This is a genomic window from Roseobacter sp. AzwK-3b (assembly GCF_000170875.1).
Lineage (GTDB): Bacteria > Pseudomonadota > Alphaproteobacteria > Rhodobacterales > Rhodobacteraceae > Roseovarius > Roseovarius litoreus.
On record NZ_ABCR01000010.1, the window covers coordinates 126,536 to 147,086 of the forward strand.

A 20,551-nucleotide genomic window follows, 5' to 3' on the forward strand; every position below is an offset into this window, starting at 1 on the left:
GCTTGTGCCTTGTAATATAGCTCATGACGCGCGGCAAAACAGGGGGCGTGAATGCGGGCGAAACTCTCGGTGGTGATGCCGACGCTGAATGCGACGCAGGGGCTGGCGCGCAGTCTTCCGGCACTGGCCGAAGGGCTTGATGCGGGCCTGATCCGCGAGCTGATCATCTCGGATGGCGGATCGACCGATGCGACCCTGACGATCGCGGATGAGGCGGGGGCGCATGTGGTGTCGGGGCCAGCGTCGCGCGGAGGGCAATTGCGTCTCGGGGCCGATGCAGCGACAGGGGAATGGCTGTTGTTCCTGCACGCCGATACGGTCCTGCCCCCAGGGTGGGCCGAGATGGTCCAGGACCAGATATCCACCGGGCGGCCCGCTTATTTCCGGATGCGGTTCGATGCAGCCGGGCTTGCCCCGTTGCTGATCGCAGGATGGGCAAACCTGCGCGCAAGGCGGTTTCATTTGCCCTATGGCGATCAAGGCCTGCTGATCTCGCGGGCGGAATACGATGCAGTAGGCGGATTTCGGGATATCCCCCTGATGGAGGATGTTGCTATGTCCCGTGCGCTTGGCGCGCGGCTTGAGGGTCTGCCGGGTGTCGTGACCACCAGTGCGGCGCGCTATGCCCGTGATGGCTGGCTGCGGCGTGGGGCGCGCAACCTTTCCTTGTTGCTCAGATACCTGATGGGGGCCGATCCCGAGAGCCTGGCGCGCCGCTACTAGCTCCGACAGGCGTGGCCAGGCGTCACCTTGGCCACAGGCCGACACCCTTAGAAAATCGGCTTATGGGTCGCTTCGTAATCGGCCTGCATCGCGTCATGCTGATACTCGGTCTCCAGCCAATCCTCAAAGCTGATGCCGGTCGCCTTGTGGCTTTGCTCATAGCGATCGAGGATATGATCCAGAACGCCGGTCTTCGACCATTTGAGATGGATATACTTCACCCCCAGCATCCTGCGGGCCTCTGAAACGGGGCGTCCCTCGATCACCAGCAGGTAGATGGCAGCGGCAAAGCCAGCGCGATCCGCACCGGATTTGCAATGCATGACAAAGGGCTTTTCAATCTCGCGGAAGGCGCGGATCAGAGCCTTGATTTCGGTTCCCGGCGCGGCCTGACGGGCCATCAGGTTCACATTGACCAGTGTCAGACCAAGGGTGCGGCAGCTTTCCTCTTCCACCAGATAATGTGCGGTCCCGCCTGCGCCACGAAGGTTGAGGATCGTCTTGATCCCCTTCTTCTTCAGCTTGACGAAGCGTTCATGGGTTGGCTGGTTCGAGCGATAGACATCCGGCGCCACCTGATAAAAATTGGTCCAGACCTTGCGGAGAACCGCATGGTCGAACCACAGATTATAGATATTTGCACGGCGGCGGTTTTCCGGTGTCGACAGGTCCGTGTCGAACGAATTTCGCAGATTTCGTTCCCAATCGACGAGTCTTCTAAAAAGTTTCATGAAAGGGAAGCGCTCCATCCGGCAGGTCCGATTGCCTGAACGCCCCATTTATTCGGCAGCGGCCCTCATGGCAAGGCGCGCGGGGCCGATTGACGGCAGGCTGATGCAAGGTAATGTCACCCCATTCATGTCAGGAGACCCCATCCCGTGAGCCTAAGCCAAGGACGCCCCTATCTGGCCATTCCCGGCCCGTCAGTCATGCCCGATGCCGTGTTGCGCGCCATGCACCGCGCTTCGCCCAATATTTACGAGGGCGATCTAATTGACATGACCGCCGGGCTGATCCCCGATTTGCAGCGTGTGGCCCGCACCAAGGGCCATGTCGCGATCTATATCGCCAATGGGCATGGGGCGTGGGAAGCCGCATTGGCGAATGTGATCATGCCGGGTGACGGTGTACTGGTGGCGGCTACAGGGCGGTTTGGCCACGGTTGGGGCGATATTGCCACCGGCCTTGGTGCAGAGGTCGAAATACTTGATTTCGGCAAGCAGACCCCGCTTGATCCGGGGCGCGTGGAGGATGCGCTGCGCGCCGATAAAGCCCACAAGATCAAGGCGGTGCTGGTCACTCATGTGGATACCTCGACCTCGATTCTCAATGATGTGGCGGCCGTGCGCACAGCCCTTGATGCCGCCCGGCACCCTGCGCTTTTGATGGCTGATTGCATCGCGTCGCTGGCCTGTGACCGGTTCGAGATGGACGCCTGGGGCGTGGATGTGATGGTGGCGGCAAGCCAGAAAGGGTTGATGACGCCGCCCGGTCTGAGCTTTGTCTTCTTCGGCGACAAGGCGGCTGAGGTGCGCGCCGGCATGGAGCGGGTCAGCCGCTATTGGGATTGGAGACCGCGGGCGCAGCCCGAGATGTTCTATCAGTATTTCGGTGGGACCGCCCCGACACATCATCTGTTCGGGCTGCGCGCCGCGCTGGACATGATCCACGAGGAAGGGATCGAGGCGGTCTGGGCACGCCATGACCTGCTGGCGCAAGCCATATGGGCGGCATGTGAGGCCTGGGGGCAGGATGGACCTTTGCAGCTGAACGTGGACACTCCGGCCTGCCGCAGTCGCGCGGTGACGTCGCTGAGGATTGGTGCGCCGCATGGGTCGGCGCTGCGCAAATGGGTGCAGGACAAGGCCGGCGTGACCTTGGGCATCGGGCTTGGCATGGCCGAGCCGGGTGATCCCGCGTGGCATGGGTTCTTTCGCATGGGGCATATGGGCCATGTCAATGCGCATATGGTTCTGGGAATGCTGGGCGCGGTCGAGGCGGGGCTGTCGGCGCTGGAGATTCCGCATGGGTCAGGGGCGCTGGAGGCGGCGACACGGGTGATCGCGCAGGCCTGATGCTTAGCCGCGGCGCGCGATCCAGGTGATCAGCAGATTGAGACCATAGCCCACCGCGAACACGGCGGGCAAGCCGAAGGCTGCCCATAAGGCCATGAAAATCCACAACAAGTTCACAAGCCCCATGATAAGCGCCGGCACTGTGTAGTTCGGCGCTTCGGGCATATTACCGCGTCTCATGACGCGATCTTAGCGCAGGATTGGCACTTGTCAGCGGAAAATGTGAGGGGGACATCCGCTCAGTCGCGGGCGGCGGCAAGGGCTTGGGGCAGGGTTTCGGCCAGAACATCAAGGTCTTGCGGGCGGCCACAGCTGATGCGGATGCAGCGGTCCTGCGGGGGCACCACGGGCTTGCGGACAAAGACGCCGCGGGCCAGCAGCGCGTCCAGAACACGGGTTGCGAAGGCCCCGTCGGCGCCGCAATCGACGGCGACGAAATTGGTGGCCGAGGGCAGGGCCACAAGGCCGTTATCGGCGGCGATGGCGGTGATCCGGGCGCGAGCGGTGGCCACCTGATCCTGCACATGGGCAAGCCAGGCGGTGTCGTGCAGCGCGGCCAGGGCGCCGGCCTGAGCCACCCGGTTCATCCCGAAATGGTTGCGGATGCGGTCAAAGGCCCGGATCAGGTCCGGCGCCCCCACAGCATAGCCGATCCGGGCGCCTGCCATTCCGTAACCCTTTGAAAAGGTTCGAATTCTAATCACGCGCGGGTCATCGGCATCAAGCGGGGCCGCAACGCCCGTTGGGGCGAATTCGATATAGGCTTCGTCCAGAAGCAACAGACAGCCATCCGGAAGGTCATCGAGAGCGGCCAGAATATCAGTGCCGGGATGCCAGCTGCCCATCGGATTGTCGGGGTTGGCCAGATAGACCAGCTTGGCATCAACTTCTTTCGCGCGGGTTAACAGGGCGGCGGGATCCTCGCGGTCGTCGCGGTAGGGCACCTTGTGCAGCACACCGCCGAATCCGGCCACGTGATAGTTGAAGGTCGGGTAGGCGCCATCGGAGGTGACGACCGCATCGCCGGGCGCCACGAGAAGCCGCACGAGATTGCCCAGAAGCCCGTCAATCCCTTCTCCCACAAGGATATTTTCGACCCGCGCCTGCATGTGATCGGCCAGTGCCGCACGCAGGTCATGGCTGGTCGGATCGCCGTATTTCCAGATCTCGAGCGCCTCGGCCTGCATGGCCTTGACGGCTGCGGGCGAGGGGCCAAAGAGGCTTTCATTGGCGCCGAGCCGCGCCCGAAAAGGCGTGCCACGGCTGCGCTCAAGCTCTTCCGGGCCGACGAAAGGCACGGTCGAGGGCAGGGAATTCACGAGGTCGGTATAGCGGGGTCCGGTCATGTGGGGCAGCTAAATCCATTGCGCGGCAATGTGCAAGTCTTGCGTCCGAAGGCCGAAAAACGGCCTTCGGTACCCTGTCGGTATGACGTCGGTATCGCGTCGGTACTGCAGCGCAGCATCGGGCGCGGCCAGAGCCTCAGCCCAGTTCGGCCAATCGGCCGAGTGCGGCGCGCAGCTTGCCCTCTTCCTCTTCGCGCAGGGCGAGGGTTTCGCGCGCCTCTTCGACCACGTCCTCGGGGGCGCTGGCGACGAATTTGGGATTGTTCAGCCGACCGCGCAAACCGCCCAGTTCCTTTTCCAGCTTGCCGAGGGTCTTTTCCAGCCGGGCCTTTTCCTCGGCCACGTCGATGATATCGGCCACCGGCATCCCGAAGCTGCCGCCTTCGACGGCGACGGTGATGCAGCCCTTGGGCAGCGCCTCGACATGGGTGAACTCGCCGATCCGGGCCAGCCGGGTGATCATCGCCTGATTGTTGTCCCAGGCGCGCTGACCTGCGGCATCAAGCTCGGTGCACAGGAGCGGCACATGGAGACCCGCGGGCACATGCACCTGCGACCGGGCGGAGCGGACCGCGTCAATCAGGGTGATGACCCAGTTCATTTCGCGGTCGGCCTGTGGATCGACCAGATCGGCGGCGATGTAGTCGGGCCAATCGGCATGGACCAGCATCTTGGCGCGGTTACCAAGGGTGCCCCAGAGCTCTTCGGTGACGAAGGGCATGATCGGATGCAGCAGGATCAGGCACTGGTCGATGACCCATGCCATCGTGGCCTGTGTCTCGGCGCGGGTGGCGTCATCGCCATCCAGAAGAAGGGGCTTCGAGAATTCCACATACCAGTCGCAGACCTTGCCCCAGACGAAGGCATAAAGCGCGTTGGCGGCATCGTTGAAGCGGAAGGCCGCAAGCGCCTCGTCCACGGTTTCACGGACCTTGGCGGTTTCGCCGATGATCCACTTGTTCACGGTGGCGTCGGGTTGCGGGATGGTGCCGTCGCTGCTGGTGGCGCCGTTCATTTCGGCAAAGCGCGCGGCGTTCCAGAGCTTCGTGGTGAAGTTGCGATAGCCCGCGATCCGGTCTTTCGACAGCTTCAGGTCACGGCCCATGGCGGCCATCGCCGTGAGGGTGAAGCGCACCGCATCGGCGCCGTAATCGTCGATCAGGTCCAGCGGGTCCAGGACGTTGCCGAGCGATTTGGACATCTTCTTGCCCTTCTCGTCGCGGACAAGGGCATGGACATAGACATGGCTGAACGGCTTTTGCCCCACGACGGCGTATTGCATCATCATCATCCGGGCGACCCAGAAGAAGATGATGTCGAACCCGGTGATCAGGACCGATGTGGGGAAGTATTTCTTGAGTTCCTCGGTGTCGTCGGGCCAGCCAAGCGTTCCGATGGGCCAGAGGCCAGAGGAGAACCATGTGTCGAGCACATCCTCGTCACGGGTGAGCGCCTTGCCGCCGGCCATAGCGATGGCTTCTTCTTCGGAGGCGGCGCAATACTGGGTGCCGTCCTCGTCATACCAGACGGGGATCTGGTGCCCCCACCACAGCTGACGCGAGATGCACCACGGCTCGATATTTTCGAGCCAGTGGAAATACACCTTGCGGTCGGCATCGGGCATGATCGTGGTTTCGCCCGAGCGCACGGCGTCGAGCGCGGGGCCGACGATCTTGGCGGTGTCGACAAACCATTGGTCGGTCAGCATCGGCTCGATCACCACTTTCGAGCGGTCGCCGAAAGGCTGCATGATGGGCTTGGATTCGACCAGTGGGACAAGCGACAGCTCGCGCGGGTCGCCGCCTTCTTCGGGGGCGACAGGTGTGTGTGCGGCCTTGCCCAGACGGGGATCGTTTTCAGGCACCATGACGGCGAGGCCCTCATGGGAGATTTCGGCGATCACGCGGGCGCGCGCCTCGAAGCGGTCCAGTCCGCGCAGGTGATCTGGCACGAGGTTGAGGGCATCGACCTCGGCGGCAGTGAAGGCCGCGCCATTGGCGATCTCTTGCGCGCGGGCGGCGGCCTCGGCATAGGGCAGGCCGTCGCCGCGCATATGGGCGCGGGTGTCCATCAGGCGGTACATCGGGATGTTGCCGCGCTTGGCCACCTCGTAGTCGTTGAAGTCATGCGCGCCGGTGATCTTGACCGCGCCCGAGCCGAAATCGGGGTCGGGGTACTCATCTGTGATGATCGGGATCAGGCGGCGGTGTTCCTTGGGGCCAACGGGAATCTCGCAGAGTTTTCCGACGATTGGCGCATAACGTTGATCCGATGGATGAACGGCGACGGCGCCATCGCCCAACATGGTTTCGGGGCGCGTGGTGGCGATCGAGATATAATCGCGCTCTTCCTCGAACAGGATAGTCCCGTCCTCGTCGCGCTCGACATAGGTGTAGGTCTCGCCGCCGGCCAGCGGATATTTGAAGTGCCACATATGGCCGGGATTTTCGATATTCTCGACCTCGAGATCCGAGATCGCGGTTTCGAAATGGGGATCCCAGTTGACCAGCCGCTTGCCGCGATAGATCAGCCCCTTGTTGTACATGTCCACGAAGACCTTGATCACGGCGTCGTGGAAATTGCCTTCTTCACCGGCGGGAGCACCGGGCGCGCCGGACATGGTGAAGGCGTTGCGCGACCAGTCGCAGGAGGCGCCGAGGCGCTTGAGCTGATTGATGATCGTGCCGCCGGATTCGGTTTTCCATTCCCAGACCTTTTCGAGGAATTTGTCGCGGCCCAGTTCGCGGCGGCCGGGCTGGCCTTCGGCGGCCAGCTTGCGTTCGACGACCATCTGCGTGGCGATGCCGGCGTGATCCTGCCCCGGCTGCCACAGCGTGTCATCGCCGCGCATCCGGTGCCAGCGGATCAGGATATCCTGCAGCGTGTTGTTGAACGCATGGCCCATATGCAGGCTGCCCGTCACGTTGGGCGGCGGGATCATGATGCAGAACGGCTCGGCGCCGGGTCTGGCATTGGCGCCGGCCTTGAAGGCGCCGGTCTGTTCCCATGCCTCGTAGATGCGGCCTTCGGCCTGTGCTGCGTTGAAGGTCTTTTCCATCGCCATGGTCTTGATCCCGTGGTCATTCCGCTTGGTCCTGACCCCCTTAGCGAAACTGGCGCGCGAGTGGAAGCGGTTAAGGCTTAGGTGTTGCGATCCAGCTTGGTGGACAGGTGGATGAGGCTTTCCGAGCCCTTGACGCCACGGGTTTCGCCGATCCGGTCGAGCGTGTCGTCGAGCGCCTCGGTGGTGTCCGCCTCGAGCCCGACGATCAGATCGAACCGGCCCGAGGTGGTATGCACGGTCTTGACGCCGGGCAGGGATTTGAGCCGGGCCAGAACCGTGGGCGCGCTGCGCGGCTCGATGCTGAGCAGGGCCGTGGCGTGCAGGGGCGCGCGCTGGCTGTCAGCAAGGCGCAGGGTGTAGCCCCGGATCACGCCCGAGGATTCGAGCCGGTCCAGCCGGGCCTGCACGGTGGTGCGCGCCAGATCCAGCCGCCGCGCGAGAAGAGCGACCGGCGCCCGCGCGTTTTCGGCCAGAAGGGCGATGAGGGCGCGGTCTGTGTCGTCGATTTGCATGATAGCTCCGTCATTCTGGCGATCATGAGAGTCAGTTTATGCAATCTGACGCGCGGAATCGACGTCTTTTGGCGGCACACTTCAGGAAACAGGCAGGCAAACAGGGGACCAACATGCGCGAGACACCGACTTGGGCGACACCGATCGCCCATATCGTGAGACACCGGCCCGATACCGCGCAGCTTTATTTCAGCCCCGCGGCCTTGCAGGACACGGCGCGGCGGTTTCAGCAGGGGTTCGATGGGATGGTGACCTATGCGGTCAAGGCTAATCCGGGCGAAGAGGTGCTGGCCAATCTGGTGGCGGCGGGCATCCGCGCCTTTGATGTGGCCAGCCCGCAGGAGATGGCCGCGGTGCGCGCGGTCTGTGGCGATGCGGTGCTGCATTACAACAATCCCGTCCGCTCGGGCGACGAGGTCGCGGTGGCGCGGGCCTATGGCGTGGCGTCCTGTTCGGTGGATTGCCCAAGGGAGCTGGACAAGCTGGAGAGTTTGCCGAGGACCACGGAAATCGCCGTGCGCCTTGCCTTGCCCGTTGCGGGGGCGGCCTATGATTTCGGCGAGAAGTTCGGGCTTGATCCCGAGCGCGCGGCGGTCTTGTTGCGCAAGGTGGCCGAGCGCGGCTTCGTTCCGGCGATCACCTTTCATCCCGGCACGCAATGCGCCGATCCGGGTGCCTGGGGGACGTATATCGAAGCGGCGGCAGAGGTGGCGCGCGCGGCGGATGTGCAGATCGCGCGGCTGAATGTGGGGGGTGGGTTTGCCTCGCATCGCGGCGGAGACGCGCCCGATTTGGAGGCGATATTCGCGCATATCCGCGCCGAGACGGATCGCTGTTTCGGGGCACAGGCGCCAAGGCTGGTGTGTGAGCCGGGCCGCGCCATGGTGGCCGATGCGCTGACGCTGGCCACGCGGGTCAAGGCGCTGCGCGCCTGTGGTGCGGTGTTCCTCAATGATGGCATTTATGGCGGGTTGATGGAGATGCGCGATATCGGCGCGCCGGGCCGTCTCCGGGTGATTGACCCGCAGGGGCGCGCACGCCAAGGCGCCCCGGTGCCGCGTGTGGTCTTTGGCCCCACCTGCGACAGTCTGGACCGGCTGCCTGAACCGTTGGCGCTGCCGGGGGATATCGCCGAGGGGGATTATATTCTCTTTGATGGCATGGGTGCCTATTCGCGCAGCTTGACCACGCGTTTCAACGGCTACGGGTTGGAAGATATGGTCACGGTGGCCGATCTTATGTGACTGGCTCTGGACATGTCGGCCCGTCCCGCTAGGGTCCGCCCTGACGATGCGGCAGACATGCGAAAGGGCGGATCATGGACAAGTTCGGCAAAAGCCAGCCGGTGACACGGGTCGAGGATCAGAGATTTCTCACCGGTCATGGCCGCTACGTGGATGATATCGCCCCGAAAGGCGCGCTTGTGGCGTATGTTCTGCGCGCTTCGGTGGCCCATGCCGAGATCACGGCGCTGGATGTCGAGGCGGCGCGGCAGGCCCCCGGCGTGCATCTGGTTCTGACAGCGGACGATCTGGCGCAGGATGGCGTGACTGAGGGGATGGCCTTCAACCTTGTGCAGAACAGGGATGGCACCAAGGGGGCGGCCCCGCGCCGACCGATCCTGGCCGAGGGGCGGGTGCGCTTTGTGGGCGAGCCTGTGGCCCTGATCGTGGCCGAGAGCCTGATGGCGGCGCGCGATGCCGCCGAGCTGATCGAGCTGGAGCTCGAGGATCTGCCGGTCCATATGGAGATCGGTCCCGGCGGCACGGCGCTGCATGACGAGGCGCCGGACAACCGCGCCTTTGACTGGGGCATGGGCGACGAAGTGGCGGTCGAGGCGGCGGTGGCGCGTGCGGCGCATGTGGTGCGCATGAGCCTGCATGACAACCGGATCATCGCCAACCCGATGGAGCCGCGCGGCTGTTATGCCGAGATCGAGGGCAACCGCCTGCATCTGGCGGTGAACGGGCAGGGCGTCTGGGGCACCAAGCGCAATCTGGCGCGGGTTCTGGGACTGTCGCCTGACGATATTCGCGTGACCAACCCGGATGTGGGCGGCGGGTTCGGCACCAAGGCGATGGATTATCCCGAAACCTATCTGGTGGCCCATGCCGCGCGCAAGCTGGGGCGGCCGGTGCGCTGGATGGCGGATCGCACCGAGACCATGCTGAGCGACAATGCCGGGCGCGGGCTGGATCACGATCTGATGATGGCGTTCGATGCCGATCTGAAGATCACGGCCTACCGTGTGGACAGCCGGGTGGATCTGGGCGCCTATAACAGCACGATGGCCCAAGCGATCCAGTCCGAGCTTTTCTCCAAGGTTCTGATGGGGGTCTATGACGTGCAGGATACATATCTGCATGTCGAGGGCTATTACACAAACACCACGCAGGTCGATGCCTATCGCGGGGCGGGCCGGCCCGAGGCGATCTATGCGCTGGAGCGGATCATGGACCGCGCGGCGCGCGAACTGGGCGTGGATACATGGGATCTGCACCGGCGCAACTTCATCCCGAAAGAGGCGTTCCCTTATGTGTCGTCCACGGGCGAGACCTATGATGTGGGCGATTTCGACCGGGTGCTGAGCCGCGCCGAGGCCGAGTGCGACCGCGCGGGGTTTGCGGCGCGCAAGGCCGAGAGTGCGGCGCGCGGCAAGCTGCGCGGCATGGGGCTGTGCTATTACATCGAGAGCATTCTGGGCAATCCGTCGGAGACCGCCAAGGTCGAGTTCAACGCGGATGGCACCGTGTCGATCTATGTGGGCACGCAATCCAACGGGCAGGGCCACGAGACGGTCTATGCGCAGTTCCTGTCGGATCAGACAGGCATACCGGCGCATCTGATTTCGGTGGTGCAGGGGGATAGTGACCGGATCGCCACGGGTGGCGGCACCGGCGGGTCACGGTCGGTTACGACGCAGAACAACGCGACGCTTGCGACGGTGAGCCGGATGATCGAGCGGTTCACGCCCTATCTGGCGGAGAAGATGGGGGTGGAGGCCCGCGAGGTGAGCTTTGACGACGAGACGTTCCGCGCAGCTGGATCCAACCTGACGCCCACGATGATCGAGGCGGCGGCGATGGCGCGCGCGGATGGGCGTACCGATCTTCTGGTGCATGAGGAAACGGCGACGCTTCCTGCGCGGTCCTTTCCCAATGGTGCGCATGTGGCCGAGATCGAGCTGGACCCCGATACCGGCAAGGTGACGGTTGAGCGCTATACGGTGGTCGATGATTTCGGCAATCTTATCAACCCCATGCTGGTTGAGGGGCAGGTGCATGGCGGGGCCGTGCAGGGTATCGGGCAGGCGCTGTGCGAACGGGTGGTGCATGACGAGGATGGCCAGCTTTTGACGGCGAGCTTCATGGATTATGCGATGCCGAGGGCCGATGACGTGACCATGATCCGCTTTGCCACCGAGGCTGTGCCTTCGACCGCGAACGTGATGGGGATGAAGGGCTGCGGCGAGGCGGGGACCGTGGGCGCCATGGCCGCCACGGCGAATGCGGTGGCGGATGCGCTTTGGGACAAGGGCGTGCGGCAGGCGGATATGCCGTTCACGCCGCACCGGGTCTGGATGATGATGAACGCTGCGATGGCTGCGGAGTAGAGGGTCATATGCCCCTATGTGTCCCGGCCCGTGCCGGGACAAAAAAGGGCCCGTGATCTGCACCACGGGCCCGGATGATGTCGGGATGACAGGATGTCGGCTCAGGCGACGTCGCGAAGGGTTGCCTTGGGCGTCACGCCAAGCGCATGGCAGACATCGCGGGTCAGCTCGGGGCGGTTGAGCGTGTAGAAATGCAGATGCTCCACCCCGCCTTCGATCAACTCGCTGCACAGTTCGGTGGCAAGCGCCGTGGCCAGCAGATCCTGCCGGTTGTCGCGGATCGCCTTGTCGAACGTGTCGTCGAGCCATGCGGGGATCGTGGTGCCGCAGGCGGTGGCGAATTTGCGCACGCCGGTCCAGTTCTCGATCGGCAGGACGCCGGGGATGATCGGCGCATCGATCCCGGCCTTGACGCAGGCGTCACGGAACCGGAAGAACGTCTCGGCCTCGAAGAAAAACTGGGTGATCGCTTCGGCGGCACCGGCATCCAGCTTGCGCTTGAGCCAGTCGATATCGGCCTTGGCGTCAGCGGCTTCGGGGTGTTTCTCGGGATAGGCGCCGACGCGGATGGTGAATTTGCCCGTATCCGCCAGCGCTTCGATCAGCTCGCAGGAATTGGCAAAGCCGTCCGGATGGGCGGTGAAGCCGCCTGAACCCTTGGGGGGATCGCCGCGCAGTGCTACGATCTCGGTGACGCCGGCCTCGTGGAAGCTGTCGGCGATGGCGAGAGTTTCTTCGCGGGTGGCTTCGACGCATGTCAGGTGAGCGGCGACGTTGAGGCCCGTGGCCTTGTGGAGCGTGCCCACAGCCTCGCGGGTCAATTCGCGGGTGGTGCCGCCAGCGCCGTAGGTGACCGACACAAAGCGCGGGTCGAGCGGGGCGAGAACCTGAATGGTGTCCCAAAGGCGGAATGAGGCCTCAAGCGTTTTGGGCGGGAAGAATTCGAACGAAACCTTGGGCGCTGTCATCTGAGGTATCCTGAGGATTACATTGTTCGCCTCTTGTTGCAGGCGCCGCACTGTGAGACAACTTCATAATATTCATGGTTACAATGAGGCGCGTTAATATATGCATATCGAGCTTCGGCATCTGAGGACGATCCGGGCCATCCATCAGGCGGGCGGAATAGCGCGCGCGGCGGATCTTCTGCACATCACCCAATCGGCATTGAGCCATCAGATCAAGGGGTTGGAGGATCAGGCAGGGGTCGAGCTTTTCGTGCGCCGCTCCAAGCCGTTGAAGCTGTCGGCGGCGGGGCACCGTTTGCTGCGGGTGGCCGAGAAGGTGCTGCCCGAGGTCGAGGCGTTGGAGGATGAGTTCGGCGGCTTGCGGCAGGGCAGCGCCGGGCGGATGCATATCGCCATTGAATGCCACGCCTGTTTCGAATGGCTGTTCCCGGTGCTGGAGCGATTCCGCAAGGCCTGGCCGGATGTGGATGTGGATATCAAGCCGGGTCTGGCTTTTGACGCCCTGCCGGCGCTGCGCAAGGAGGAGGTGGATCTGGTGGTCTCGTCGGACCCCGAGGATCTGCCCGGCATCGGCTTCAAGCCGCTCTTCGATTACGAGCCGGTCTTCGTGGCCTCGAGCCTGCACCCATTGGCCGACAAGGCCTATGTGGAGGCCGAGGATTTCCGCGACGAGACGCTCATCACCTATCCGGTGGACCGCTCGCGGCTGGATGTGTTCACCGAACTGCTGACACCTGCCAAGGTCGAGCCGCGCGCGACGCGGCAGGTGGAGCTGACGGCGGTGATCCTGCTGCTGGTCGCGTCCAATCGTGGCGTGGCGGTCTTGCCCGACTGGGTGGTGCGGGAAGTGCGCACCAGCACCGATTACGTGACCCGGCCGATCACGGAAAAGGGTTTGACCAAAAGGCTTTACGCGGCGATCCGCGAGGATGATGCCGACAAGCCCTATGTCGCGCACCTGATCCGGCTGGCCCGCGAGATCCCGGTCAGGATGCAACGCGGAGAGGTGCAGGGGGAACGCCCCTTGTAAGCAAGGCCGGGGCGGCGTATACGCGCGGCCTGAACCGATGGGAGCCGATACGATGCCGGGCAGTGCCAACCTCAACATCATGATCAAGGCCGCGCGCAAGGCGGGGCGGTCGCTGGTCAAGGATTTCCGCGAGGTCGAGCAGCTTCAGGTGTCGATGAAGGGTGCGGGCGATTTCGTGAGCCGCGCCGATCTGGCGGTTGAGAAAATCATCAAGGACGAGCTGAGGGGCGCGCGCCCGACCTATGGCTGGTTGGCCGAGGAAAATGGCGGCGAGGATGGCGAGGATCCGACCCGGCGCTGGATCGTCGATCCGCTGGACGGAACCACCAACTTCCTGCATGGCCTGCCCCATTGGGCGGTGTCCATCGCCTTGGAACACAAGGGAAAAATCGTCTCGGGCGTGATCTATGATCCGGCCAAGGACGAGATGTTCTTTGCTGAAAAAGGCGAGGGCGCATGGATGAATGACAGCCGCTTGCGGGTGTCTGGACGCGGCAAGATGATCGAGTCGATCTTTGCCACGGGGCTGCCTTTCGGGGGGCGGTCGGACCTGCCCGAAACGCTGCAGGATCTGGCCCGGCTGATGCCAGTCTGTGCGGGGGTGCGGCGCTGGGGATCGGCGGCGCTGGACATGGCCTATGTGGCGGCCGGGCGCTATGAGGGGTTCTGGGAACGGCGGCTGAATGCCTGGGATTTGGCGGCGGGTATCATCATCGTGCAGGAGGCGGGGGGCTTTGTCGAACCGCTGAACGAAGGCGATGACATCCTTGCGGATGGCAATGTCATTTGCGGCAATGAGCTGATTTTTGACAAGTTCACCAAGGCGGTGCGCGGCCGGTAACCCGAATCAGGGTTAATGCGCGGAAAAACAAGCGAAAAGAGCGTTCGGTATCACGTCGGCAAAACGTCGGTATCGCGTCGGTGCAGGGGTCTGTGCGGGCCGGGGTTAACGCGGCGTGCGCTGTTGCGGAGGGGCGGCCTTGCCGGCCATCACAGGCCGTCGCGGACGCGGGATCGCCTCGGCTCCGGCACTGTGCTCCCGGTGCGATCTGCGATGCATATCTGCAGGGTCATGCCGTGAGGTGAGGATTGTCACAGGCCCAAGACGCGGGTAATCGTGGGTCATATGTTTTTTACAAAATCGAATATGTGCGTGTTACCTGCTTCCGCCCATCCAAGCTTTGTAGAGGATCCCGGTGAGAAACCCAGATGCAGCCCAAAAAGCCGCGCTTTTGGACAGGATCAGAAGCAATGAGTGGTTCGACATCGAAGATTTCCTGTCAGAGCCGGAGCTTCTGACCAGCCTGTGGGCGGATGAGGTCGCCAAGGCGGCTTCGGAGCATATCGCGGATAACCGGTGGGAGGCGTTCGCACTGGCTGGCATCCGGCAATATGCACATGCCAACAGTCTGGCAGAGGTCAAGATCGCGAATATCGTCAAACAGGCCGGGTATTCCCGATCCACGTTCTTTCGCATTTTCGACAATCTGACGAAATATCAGCTGCGCCTTTATCAGCTTGTGTCCCAGCTGTCGGTGGATGTCTACAAACAGCGGGTTTTCGCGAAACCCCGATCGCCGCTCGACTTCGCTAATTTCACCATCAATCTTTTCTATAGCGCCGATTGCACCATCCCGAATGACTGGGTCGCCATGTTGTGGAAGAAATACGGGCATCTCGGGCATGAAAGCTTTCATCCGCAACTGGCGGATATTTCGAGGATCATCACGCAGTTCACCCAGAAACACCGCGCCCTTGGCTATGCCGAGCTGACGGTATCCGACGTGCATCCGGTTGTCTGTCTCTATGAGAGGGAGGTTCTTGAAAGCCGGCTTGGACCCCAGCCCTCGTTTCCGTCTGCAGAGCAGTCCTTGAGGTGGAAACGCATGTTGTTCGGGCTTGTCGCGGATCCCAAGGTTTTGGAACGCGCCTCATCGGGCGGGCGGCATCCTTCCTTCCTTGATTATTACAAATAAAGCGTTCCGCGAAAAACCTGTCTCACGGATGTTCGCGACATGCAGTGCTTCGTTCAATCGGTGCATGCGGTCGGCCTTGAGCTGCTGCCTCGGGTTGAAGGCTGAACGCTGCAGGCCAGCGGCGCTTGGCGTGAGGGGGTCAGGCGGCCGGTTACCGGCATGTCGGAGGCGCTGGTACCCGCGGCCGGAAGTTCTGGTCCTGTTACAGGCACCGCATCAACTGGTCGCTCCAGTAAAATAAGAGTTACCAGCAGCGGCGATGACCTGTCAACAGGCACCATCTGGTCTACGATATGGTCTACAGTCGAAGGATCGCCCGCGCTCAGATCCAGTCGGGTACCATCAGTTGAGACCACACCAGTTCTGGAGCGTGATGCTCCCCCACCGGCACCCACACGGGGGGACGCAAAAGGGACTGCGCTATTGAGAAGCCGCTCACATGCGCGACCCCAAAACATTCTGGGGGTAGGGCCTAGAAATCCCAATCAGAGGCGTCGGTGTACACATCGTCGCCTTCCTCGATAGGAAACGGTGACAAGTAAGCTCGGACACCCTTCTGACCTCGAGCGCCAACCTCAACTTCCTCAAGGCGTCGCTCTTGCAGGGCGTTCTGAAAACGGACGTCATACCGGATGGTTCGCTTGAAGTTCTTCCGGTCCACCCCAATGGCAGCCGCCAAGTCATTATATGTGAGGACGGCGTCCCCTAGGTGCTCGTCGAAGAAGGCGTCCAGGTGATCAACTGCTGCCTTGAGCTTACCCTTCATCTTGCTGGGGATCGGCTGCCAGTCTTTCACATGACAACCAGGGAAAAGCTTTGGGAGCAGCTGAGCGATGCCTGAGCTTGGGCTGGCGATTATATACGCCCGGCACGGCTTGCAATGACCATCGGCATTGAGACCCCGCACAGAGGCGCGACAAAGACCCTGTAGGATGACATGGGCGGATTCCCCTTGCTTGGTTGCTCTGAGTTGCCAATGGCTGAGGCAAGACACCTGCTCAAATTCCGATAATTGCTCGTGCGCTCATACAGGGATTTTTCACGGCAGGTTAGGAATGCACGGCCTTGGACTTTCGTATCGGCCAACAATTACATTCAATGATGTATCACGACGTGCTGGCAGAGCAGGAGGGGGGGACGCATCAGACGCCATGAAAAATGTTGCAGATCATTTCACAAACAGACGAGATCGGAGGTTCTCTGTTCAAGCAATACCTTGCCTTATGCCGAGTGTGGCGGGCCGCTTCATCTATGTCAGGCAACAAAGTCTTCGATAGGCTTCTTAGTGTTTAGCTCCAGAAAATATGTACACTTTTGATACATAATTTCCAGAATTGAGCGCTCAAATTCCGTGTGACAACTAAGCCCATGCGAAACACGGAATTTCTTCATCGCATGGGGAAATCCGACAGAGAAGCCTCAAGGAGCGTTATCAACATGGCTAAAGACTTTGCGGAACTCAACCGCTTGGAAAACGAGGCTGGTATTCAGGCACCTGAAGCCGGCACGAAAGAACAACTTGTCAACAAATTCGTTAAGGCATGGGAAAACGAAACAGCACGGCGTGCTGTGAAAGGCGGTACTGGCCTTTCCATGGCACTGACACTGGCTGCATGCGGTGGATCCAGCGGTGGTGGAGTTGTGTCTACCCAAGACGATGGCGGCACAGTGCCGACTCCCACTCCTGTGTCAGATCTCACAGTCGGTATTGATACCGAGGTTTTCGCAGGCGTTCTCAATGCCATCCGTGAATATACGCCCGGCGGAAACGACCTCGTAAACACTCTGCAGTCTGGTGACATTATCACTGGCACTGGCGATGCTGATGTTATGAATGTTCAGCTTGGCAACCCTAACGATTCTGCAGACACAATCATTACTCCTACGATTACAGGCGTAGAGACGGTAAATGTTGAAAGCGTCGCGGATGTTGAGCTCACTCTCAATCTTGCTTCGGCGACAGGATTGGAAACTGTTAGCGCTACGACCACAGCTGCTGATTTCTTCGTCGCTCTTGGTGATGTGGGCACTGCTGTTGAAGTGCGTGACGTTGACGGTTTCAACGATGCCGTTGCGACAAATATAGGCTTCGTCTACAGCTCGACTGCTGTGGCTGGATCGGCTGACGCGGTTTCGTTGTCCGTTGATGGCGTGAACGGCGGCGTTAACATCATCCTTGGTGACAGCAATCAAGAAGGCGTCGAGTCTGTCACGGTCAACGGGACCGGTGCGGCATCTGACATCAACCAGCTTGTCTCTAATGACGTTGAGACGCTTATCACCACCGGCTCGGTCACCATCTCAGGTGTAAGCTCCGGTTCGCTGACGTTGCTGGATACAAGTGGCGCAACCGGCGATACAGAAATCAACATCGGTGCAAATCTTGTAAACGCTGGCTTCACCTATGTGGGTGGCGACTCCGATGACACGATCATCGCTAACACCGCGTTCGTCGGTACTGCTAGCCTTGATGCAGGTCTTGGGACTGACACTTTGAGCATTCGCACAGACGCCGGTGTGGTTAACAATGTTGGCGCTCTCGATGCGGCAGATGCTCCGGTTGCAGCTGGCTTTGAAGTACTGTCCTTGCGGTCCGTTGATGGACAAGCGGGCGTTGCTGACTTCACGGTGGATATGGATATCCTACCCGGTGTCACTTCGATTGAGATGGATGCTCGTGATACAGATGCTCCGGGCAGCACCTTCACGCTAAACGACCTGACTGTGGCACAAGCTGGTGCGTTGTCGTTGGACCTGAGCAATGAAGCTGGTGCAAACGCGACTGTCGTTTCTGACATCAAGACTGATACTACTGCTGACGCAGTTGTACTGGATGTCGCCTTTGCCGGTGAGGGCGGTCAAACTGCAACCTTGACGACGAACGCCACTACTGAAAGCGCGACAGTAAATGTCAGCGGTTCTGCTGTTGGTGCTACCGACACGCTTGAGGCCAGTGGTGCAGGTTCTGACAGCTTGACTGTTACTGGTGGTCTTGCGGGCGCTACGCTTGCAATGGAGCCGGAAGCACCTGCCGTCGCCTTTGAACAAGAGACGCTCGATTTGTCTGGTGTTGCTTCAGACATCACTATTACGCTCGGCGCAGCCGATCAGGCCGTAACAACCGGTGCGGGTGACGATACTGTTACAGCGGGTGGAAACCTGACCCGGGCTGACAGTATTGACATGGGCGAAGGTGTAAACACTCTGGAAGTTACTAACGCCAGCGTTCTCACCGTGGATTCGTATACTGGTACTGCAGCAGCTGTTGCGGCAATGGAAGCGGCAATTACAAATATCGACACGCTTGTTGTCACTGACACCCTCAACGACGCTTTTGCTGGTGGTGACAGCGTTGTCGATATCGATGTCGATCGTTTCGGCGGTGTCCAGGATGTTGTTATCCAAGGACATAGTTTTCCGGGTGAGTCGACAACCATTAGCAGCCTGCAGAGCGGTGCTTCCATAACAGTTCTAAGGAATGTCGATAATCTGACCCTGGCTGTGGACAATGCTACTTTGGCTGGTAATGAGGCGGATGAGCTCAACCTTACTGTTGGTGATGCTGATGCTGGAACTGGCATGTTAGTCGATGGAACCCTTGAACTTGCGGGCATCGATATCTTGAACATCAGTTCCGAGGGGACTGGCAGTAACCGCTTTGATGCGATGGACGCCAGCGCATTGGACACACTGACTGTAACCGGCGACAACGCTCTAGTAATTTCCACGCCGCTGATTGATACTATCGAAGTTGTTGATGCGTCCGGAATGACCGCAGGTGGTCTCGATGTTCAGGTTGCTGCCGGGGGTACGACTGGCGTAACAATGACGGGTTCAGACGCTGTTGATATTCTTACCGGTGGTAGCGGGGACGACATCGTTTCCGGTGGTGAAGGAGCTGATCAGCTCGTTGGCGGTGCAGGTGATGACCAGATTACCGGCGGCATCGGCGCCGACCTCATCACGGGGGGTGCCGGTGGTGATACAATCGATCTTACTGAAGCTGTTGCTTCCGGGGATGATGTATTCTTCGCACTCGGTGACGGTTCCGCAGCTGGCGTAGCCGGTGGCACTTTCTCTGGCTTCGATGTCATCACGAACTTTGTGTCTACCTCTGATGATGTGGATGTGACTGGTGTCATTGGTGCGTCCACTGGTGCTGCTACCGTAGTAGGTCAGAATGCTGCTACCAACAACGCTAACGATCTAGCTGACGCTGATTACACAGACGTGGACGCGGTTGTTGCCTTCCTCAACGATGGCGGAGCTGCGCTCGCTCCGGGCGGCACGGATATCGATGTTGTTGCAATCACGTTCAGTGACTTCACAGCACTGTACTCCATTGACGATACAGCTGGAGCGACCGTAGGCACCGTGGAAGCTGGAGAACTCGCGCTTCTTGGTACAGCGGATGATATCCTTGTAGCTGCTGACATCGTCTAAGCGCAAACAATCATCGGCCTCGCCGCGCGCGGCGGGGCCACGTTGTCCCCCAAGCAGAGACAGTATCTGAGTCGCTCATTGTCTCTCTCTGCATCTGTACGAGTACCGCTGAAAATACGCTCCTTATGGTTACAGCGCAGAAGATCCTCAGGCCCCCTGGGGGTCTTCTTTTGAACATGGTGCAACTGGATAAATCTAGGAGAACCACCACATGGCGAATGCTGACCTTCCAGCTCCCAAAATCTCGATTGACGGTGTTGAGTACGAGCTGAGTTCGTTGACTGAACAGGCCCAAGCCCAGATGCAAAATATCCGCTTTTGTGAAGAACGGATCCGACAGCTGGAAAGCGAATGGGCCATCGCTGATACTGCGCGTCTGGCCTACAGCCAGGCACTGATGTCTGAGCTGAAGACCAAATAGGCAAACCGACATGGTCAAGACGCTGAAGATTGAAGGTCAAGAATATGATGTGTCGACGCTGAGCGAAGCAGGGCGAGCAAACTTGGCCCAGTTTCAGCACGTGACGGCACAGCTGCAAGAAGCCCAAAATCTTCATGCCGTGCTGACCAAAGCCCGTCACGCTTATATCGCCGACCTCAAAAACGAAATCGTCAAAGGCAAGAGCGGCATTGATCTCAGCGCCCTGTTTGATGATTAACTGAAAAGGAAAATACCATGCCCAAAATCACTGTAGACGGAACTGAATACAACACCGAAGACCTCAGCGACAACGGCAAGGCGCAGCTTGCCAGCCTGCAGTTTCTGGAACAGCAGATGGCGAAGCTGAAAAGCGAGATCGC

The 20,551-nt window shown here is 60.8% G+C and carries 17 protein-coding genes; 10 read left to right on the forward strand and 7 right to left on the reverse strand.

Annotation, left to right across the window (positions count from 1 at the left end; all coding sequences use genetic code 11):
* Nucleotides 1-51: 51 nt before the first annotated feature.
* Complete coding sequence (locus RAZWK3B_RS16335) at nucleotides 52-723, forward strand: TIGR04283 family arsenosugar biosynthesis glycosyltransferase (protein WP_007817078.1); 672 nt, start codon at nucleotides 52-54, stop codon at nucleotides 721-723.
* 47 nt (nucleotides 724-770) lie between these two features.
* On the opposite strand, the gene RAZWK3B_RS16340 is transcribed toward RAZWK3B_RS16335, so the two are convergent.
* The gene (locus RAZWK3B_RS16340) at nucleotides 771-1,454 is read right to left on the reverse strand and encodes a phosphatase domain-containing putative toxin (protein WP_037296123.1); all 684 of its coding nucleotides are present in this window, start codon (nucleotides 1,452-1,454) and stop codon (nucleotides 771-773) included.
* Between the two features lie 147 nt (nucleotides 1,455-1,601).
* On the opposite strand from RAZWK3B_RS16340, the gene RAZWK3B_RS16345 reads away from it, so the two are divergent.
* Nucleotides 1,602-2,798 carry a pyridoxal-phosphate-dependent aminotransferase family protein gene (locus tag RAZWK3B_RS16345; RefSeq protein WP_007817081.1) on the forward strand — a complete coding sequence of 399 codons (1,197 nt, stop codon included), beginning with the start codon at nucleotides 1,602-1,604 and terminating at the stop codon, nucleotides 2,796-2,798.
* A gap of 3 nt (nucleotides 2,799-2,801) precedes the next feature.
* Here RAZWK3B_RS16345 and RAZWK3B_RS21490 read toward each other — a convergent pair whose 3' ends face one another.
* From RAZWK3B_RS21490 to RAZWK3B_RS16360, 4 genes are all read right to left on the reverse strand, one after another.
* Entirely contained in the window at nucleotides 2,802-2,978 is a 177-nt protein-coding gene (locus RAZWK3B_RS21490) for a hypothetical protein (RefSeq protein ID WP_188129899.1), read from the reverse strand.
* Between the two features lie 59 nt (nucleotides 2,979-3,037).
* Complete coding sequence (locus RAZWK3B_RS16350) at nucleotides 3,038-4,144, reverse strand: pyridoxal phosphate-dependent aminotransferase (protein ID WP_007817085.1); 1,107 nt, start codon at nucleotides 4,142-4,144, stop codon at nucleotides 3,038-3,040.
* Nucleotides 4,145-4,280: 136 nt separating this feature from the next.
* The gene (locus RAZWK3B_RS16355) at nucleotides 4,281-7,208 is read right to left on the reverse strand and encodes a valine--tRNA ligase (protein ID WP_007817086.1); all 2,928 of its coding nucleotides are present in this window, start codon (nucleotides 7,206-7,208) and stop codon (nucleotides 4,281-4,283) included.
* A 77-nt stretch (nucleotides 7,209-7,285) separates the two neighbouring features.
* Nucleotides 7,286-7,720 carry an Lrp/AsnC family transcriptional regulator gene (locus RAZWK3B_RS16360; protein ID WP_007817088.1) on the reverse strand — a complete coding sequence of 145 codons (435 nt, stop codon included), beginning with the start codon at nucleotides 7,718-7,720 and terminating at the stop codon, nucleotides 7,286-7,288.
* A 113-nt stretch (nucleotides 7,721-7,833) separates the two neighbouring features.
* On the opposite strand from RAZWK3B_RS16360, the gene RAZWK3B_RS16365 reads away from it, so the two are divergent.
* Together RAZWK3B_RS16365 and RAZWK3B_RS16370 are read left to right on the forward strand one after the other, a co-directional pair.
* Entirely contained in the window at nucleotides 7,834-8,964 is a 1,131-nt protein-coding gene (locus RAZWK3B_RS16365) for a type III PLP-dependent enzyme (protein WP_037296103.1), read from the forward strand.
* Nucleotides 8,965-9,038: 74 nt separating this feature from the next.
* Entirely contained in the window at nucleotides 9,039-11,333 is a 2,295-nt protein-coding gene (locus tag RAZWK3B_RS16370) for a xanthine dehydrogenase family protein molybdopterin-binding subunit (RefSeq protein WP_007817092.1), read from the forward strand.
* Nucleotides 11,334-11,434: 101 nt separating this feature from the next.
* On the opposite strand, the gene metF is transcribed toward RAZWK3B_RS16370, so the two are convergent.
* Nucleotides 11,435-12,301, reverse strand: coding sequence for a methylenetetrahydrofolate reductase [NAD(P)H] (gene metF / locus RAZWK3B_RS16375; protein WP_007817094.1), 867 nt, complete (start codon nucleotides 12,299-12,301; stop codon nucleotides 11,435-11,437).
* A 100-nt stretch (nucleotides 12,302-12,401) separates the two neighbouring features.
* Between metF and RAZWK3B_RS16380 the strand changes: the two genes are divergently transcribed.
* From RAZWK3B_RS16380 to RAZWK3B_RS16390, 3 genes are all read left to right on the forward strand, one after another.
* A complete protein-coding gene (locus RAZWK3B_RS16380; protein WP_007817096.1) occupies nucleotides 12,402-13,331 on the forward strand; it encodes a LysR family transcriptional regulator in 930 nt (309 codons plus the stop codon).
* Nucleotides 13,332-13,383: 52 nt separating this feature from the next.
* Nucleotides 13,384-14,172 carry an inositol monophosphatase family protein gene (locus RAZWK3B_RS16385; RefSeq protein ID WP_007817097.1) on the forward strand — a complete coding sequence of 263 codons (789 nt, stop codon included), beginning with the start codon at nucleotides 13,384-13,386 and terminating at the stop codon, nucleotides 14,170-14,172.
* A gap of 355 nt (nucleotides 14,173-14,527) precedes the next feature.
* Nucleotides 14,528-15,307 (forward strand): hypothetical protein, encoded by a 780-nt coding sequence (locus tag RAZWK3B_RS16390; RefSeq protein ID WP_157132291.1) that lies wholly within the window; start codon nucleotides 14,528-14,530, stop codon nucleotides 15,305-15,307.
* Nucleotides 15,308-15,779: 472 nt separating this feature from the next.
* Here RAZWK3B_RS16390 and RAZWK3B_RS16395 read toward each other — a convergent pair whose 3' ends face one another.
* Entirely contained in the window at nucleotides 15,780-16,103 is a 324-nt protein-coding gene (locus RAZWK3B_RS16395) for a hypothetical protein (RefSeq protein ID WP_198133303.1), read from the reverse strand.
* A 641-nt stretch (nucleotides 16,104-16,744) separates the two neighbouring features.
* On the opposite strand from RAZWK3B_RS16395, the gene RAZWK3B_RS16400 reads away from it, so the two are divergent.
* The 3 genes from RAZWK3B_RS16400 to RAZWK3B_RS16410 all read left to right on the forward strand — a co-directional run bounded on the left by RAZWK3B_RS16400 (nucleotide 16,745) and on the right by RAZWK3B_RS16410 (nucleotide 20,409).
* Nucleotides 16,745-19,750, forward strand: a complete 3,006-nt coding sequence (locus RAZWK3B_RS16400) for a beta strand repeat-containing protein (protein ID WP_007817102.1) — start codon at nucleotides 16,745-16,747, stop codon at nucleotides 19,748-19,750.
* A gap of 211 nt (nucleotides 19,751-19,961) precedes the next feature.
* Nucleotides 19,962-20,171 (forward strand): DUF6447 family protein, encoded by a 210-nt coding sequence (locus RAZWK3B_RS16405; protein WP_007817104.1) that lies wholly within the window; start codon nucleotides 19,962-19,964, stop codon nucleotides 20,169-20,171.
* A 10-nt stretch (nucleotides 20,172-20,181) separates the two neighbouring features.
* Nucleotides 20,182-20,409, forward strand: a complete 228-nt coding sequence (locus RAZWK3B_RS16410) for a DUF6447 family protein (RefSeq protein ID WP_007817106.1) — start codon at nucleotides 20,182-20,184, stop codon at nucleotides 20,407-20,409.
* Nucleotides 20,410-20,551: the final 142 nt, after the last annotated feature.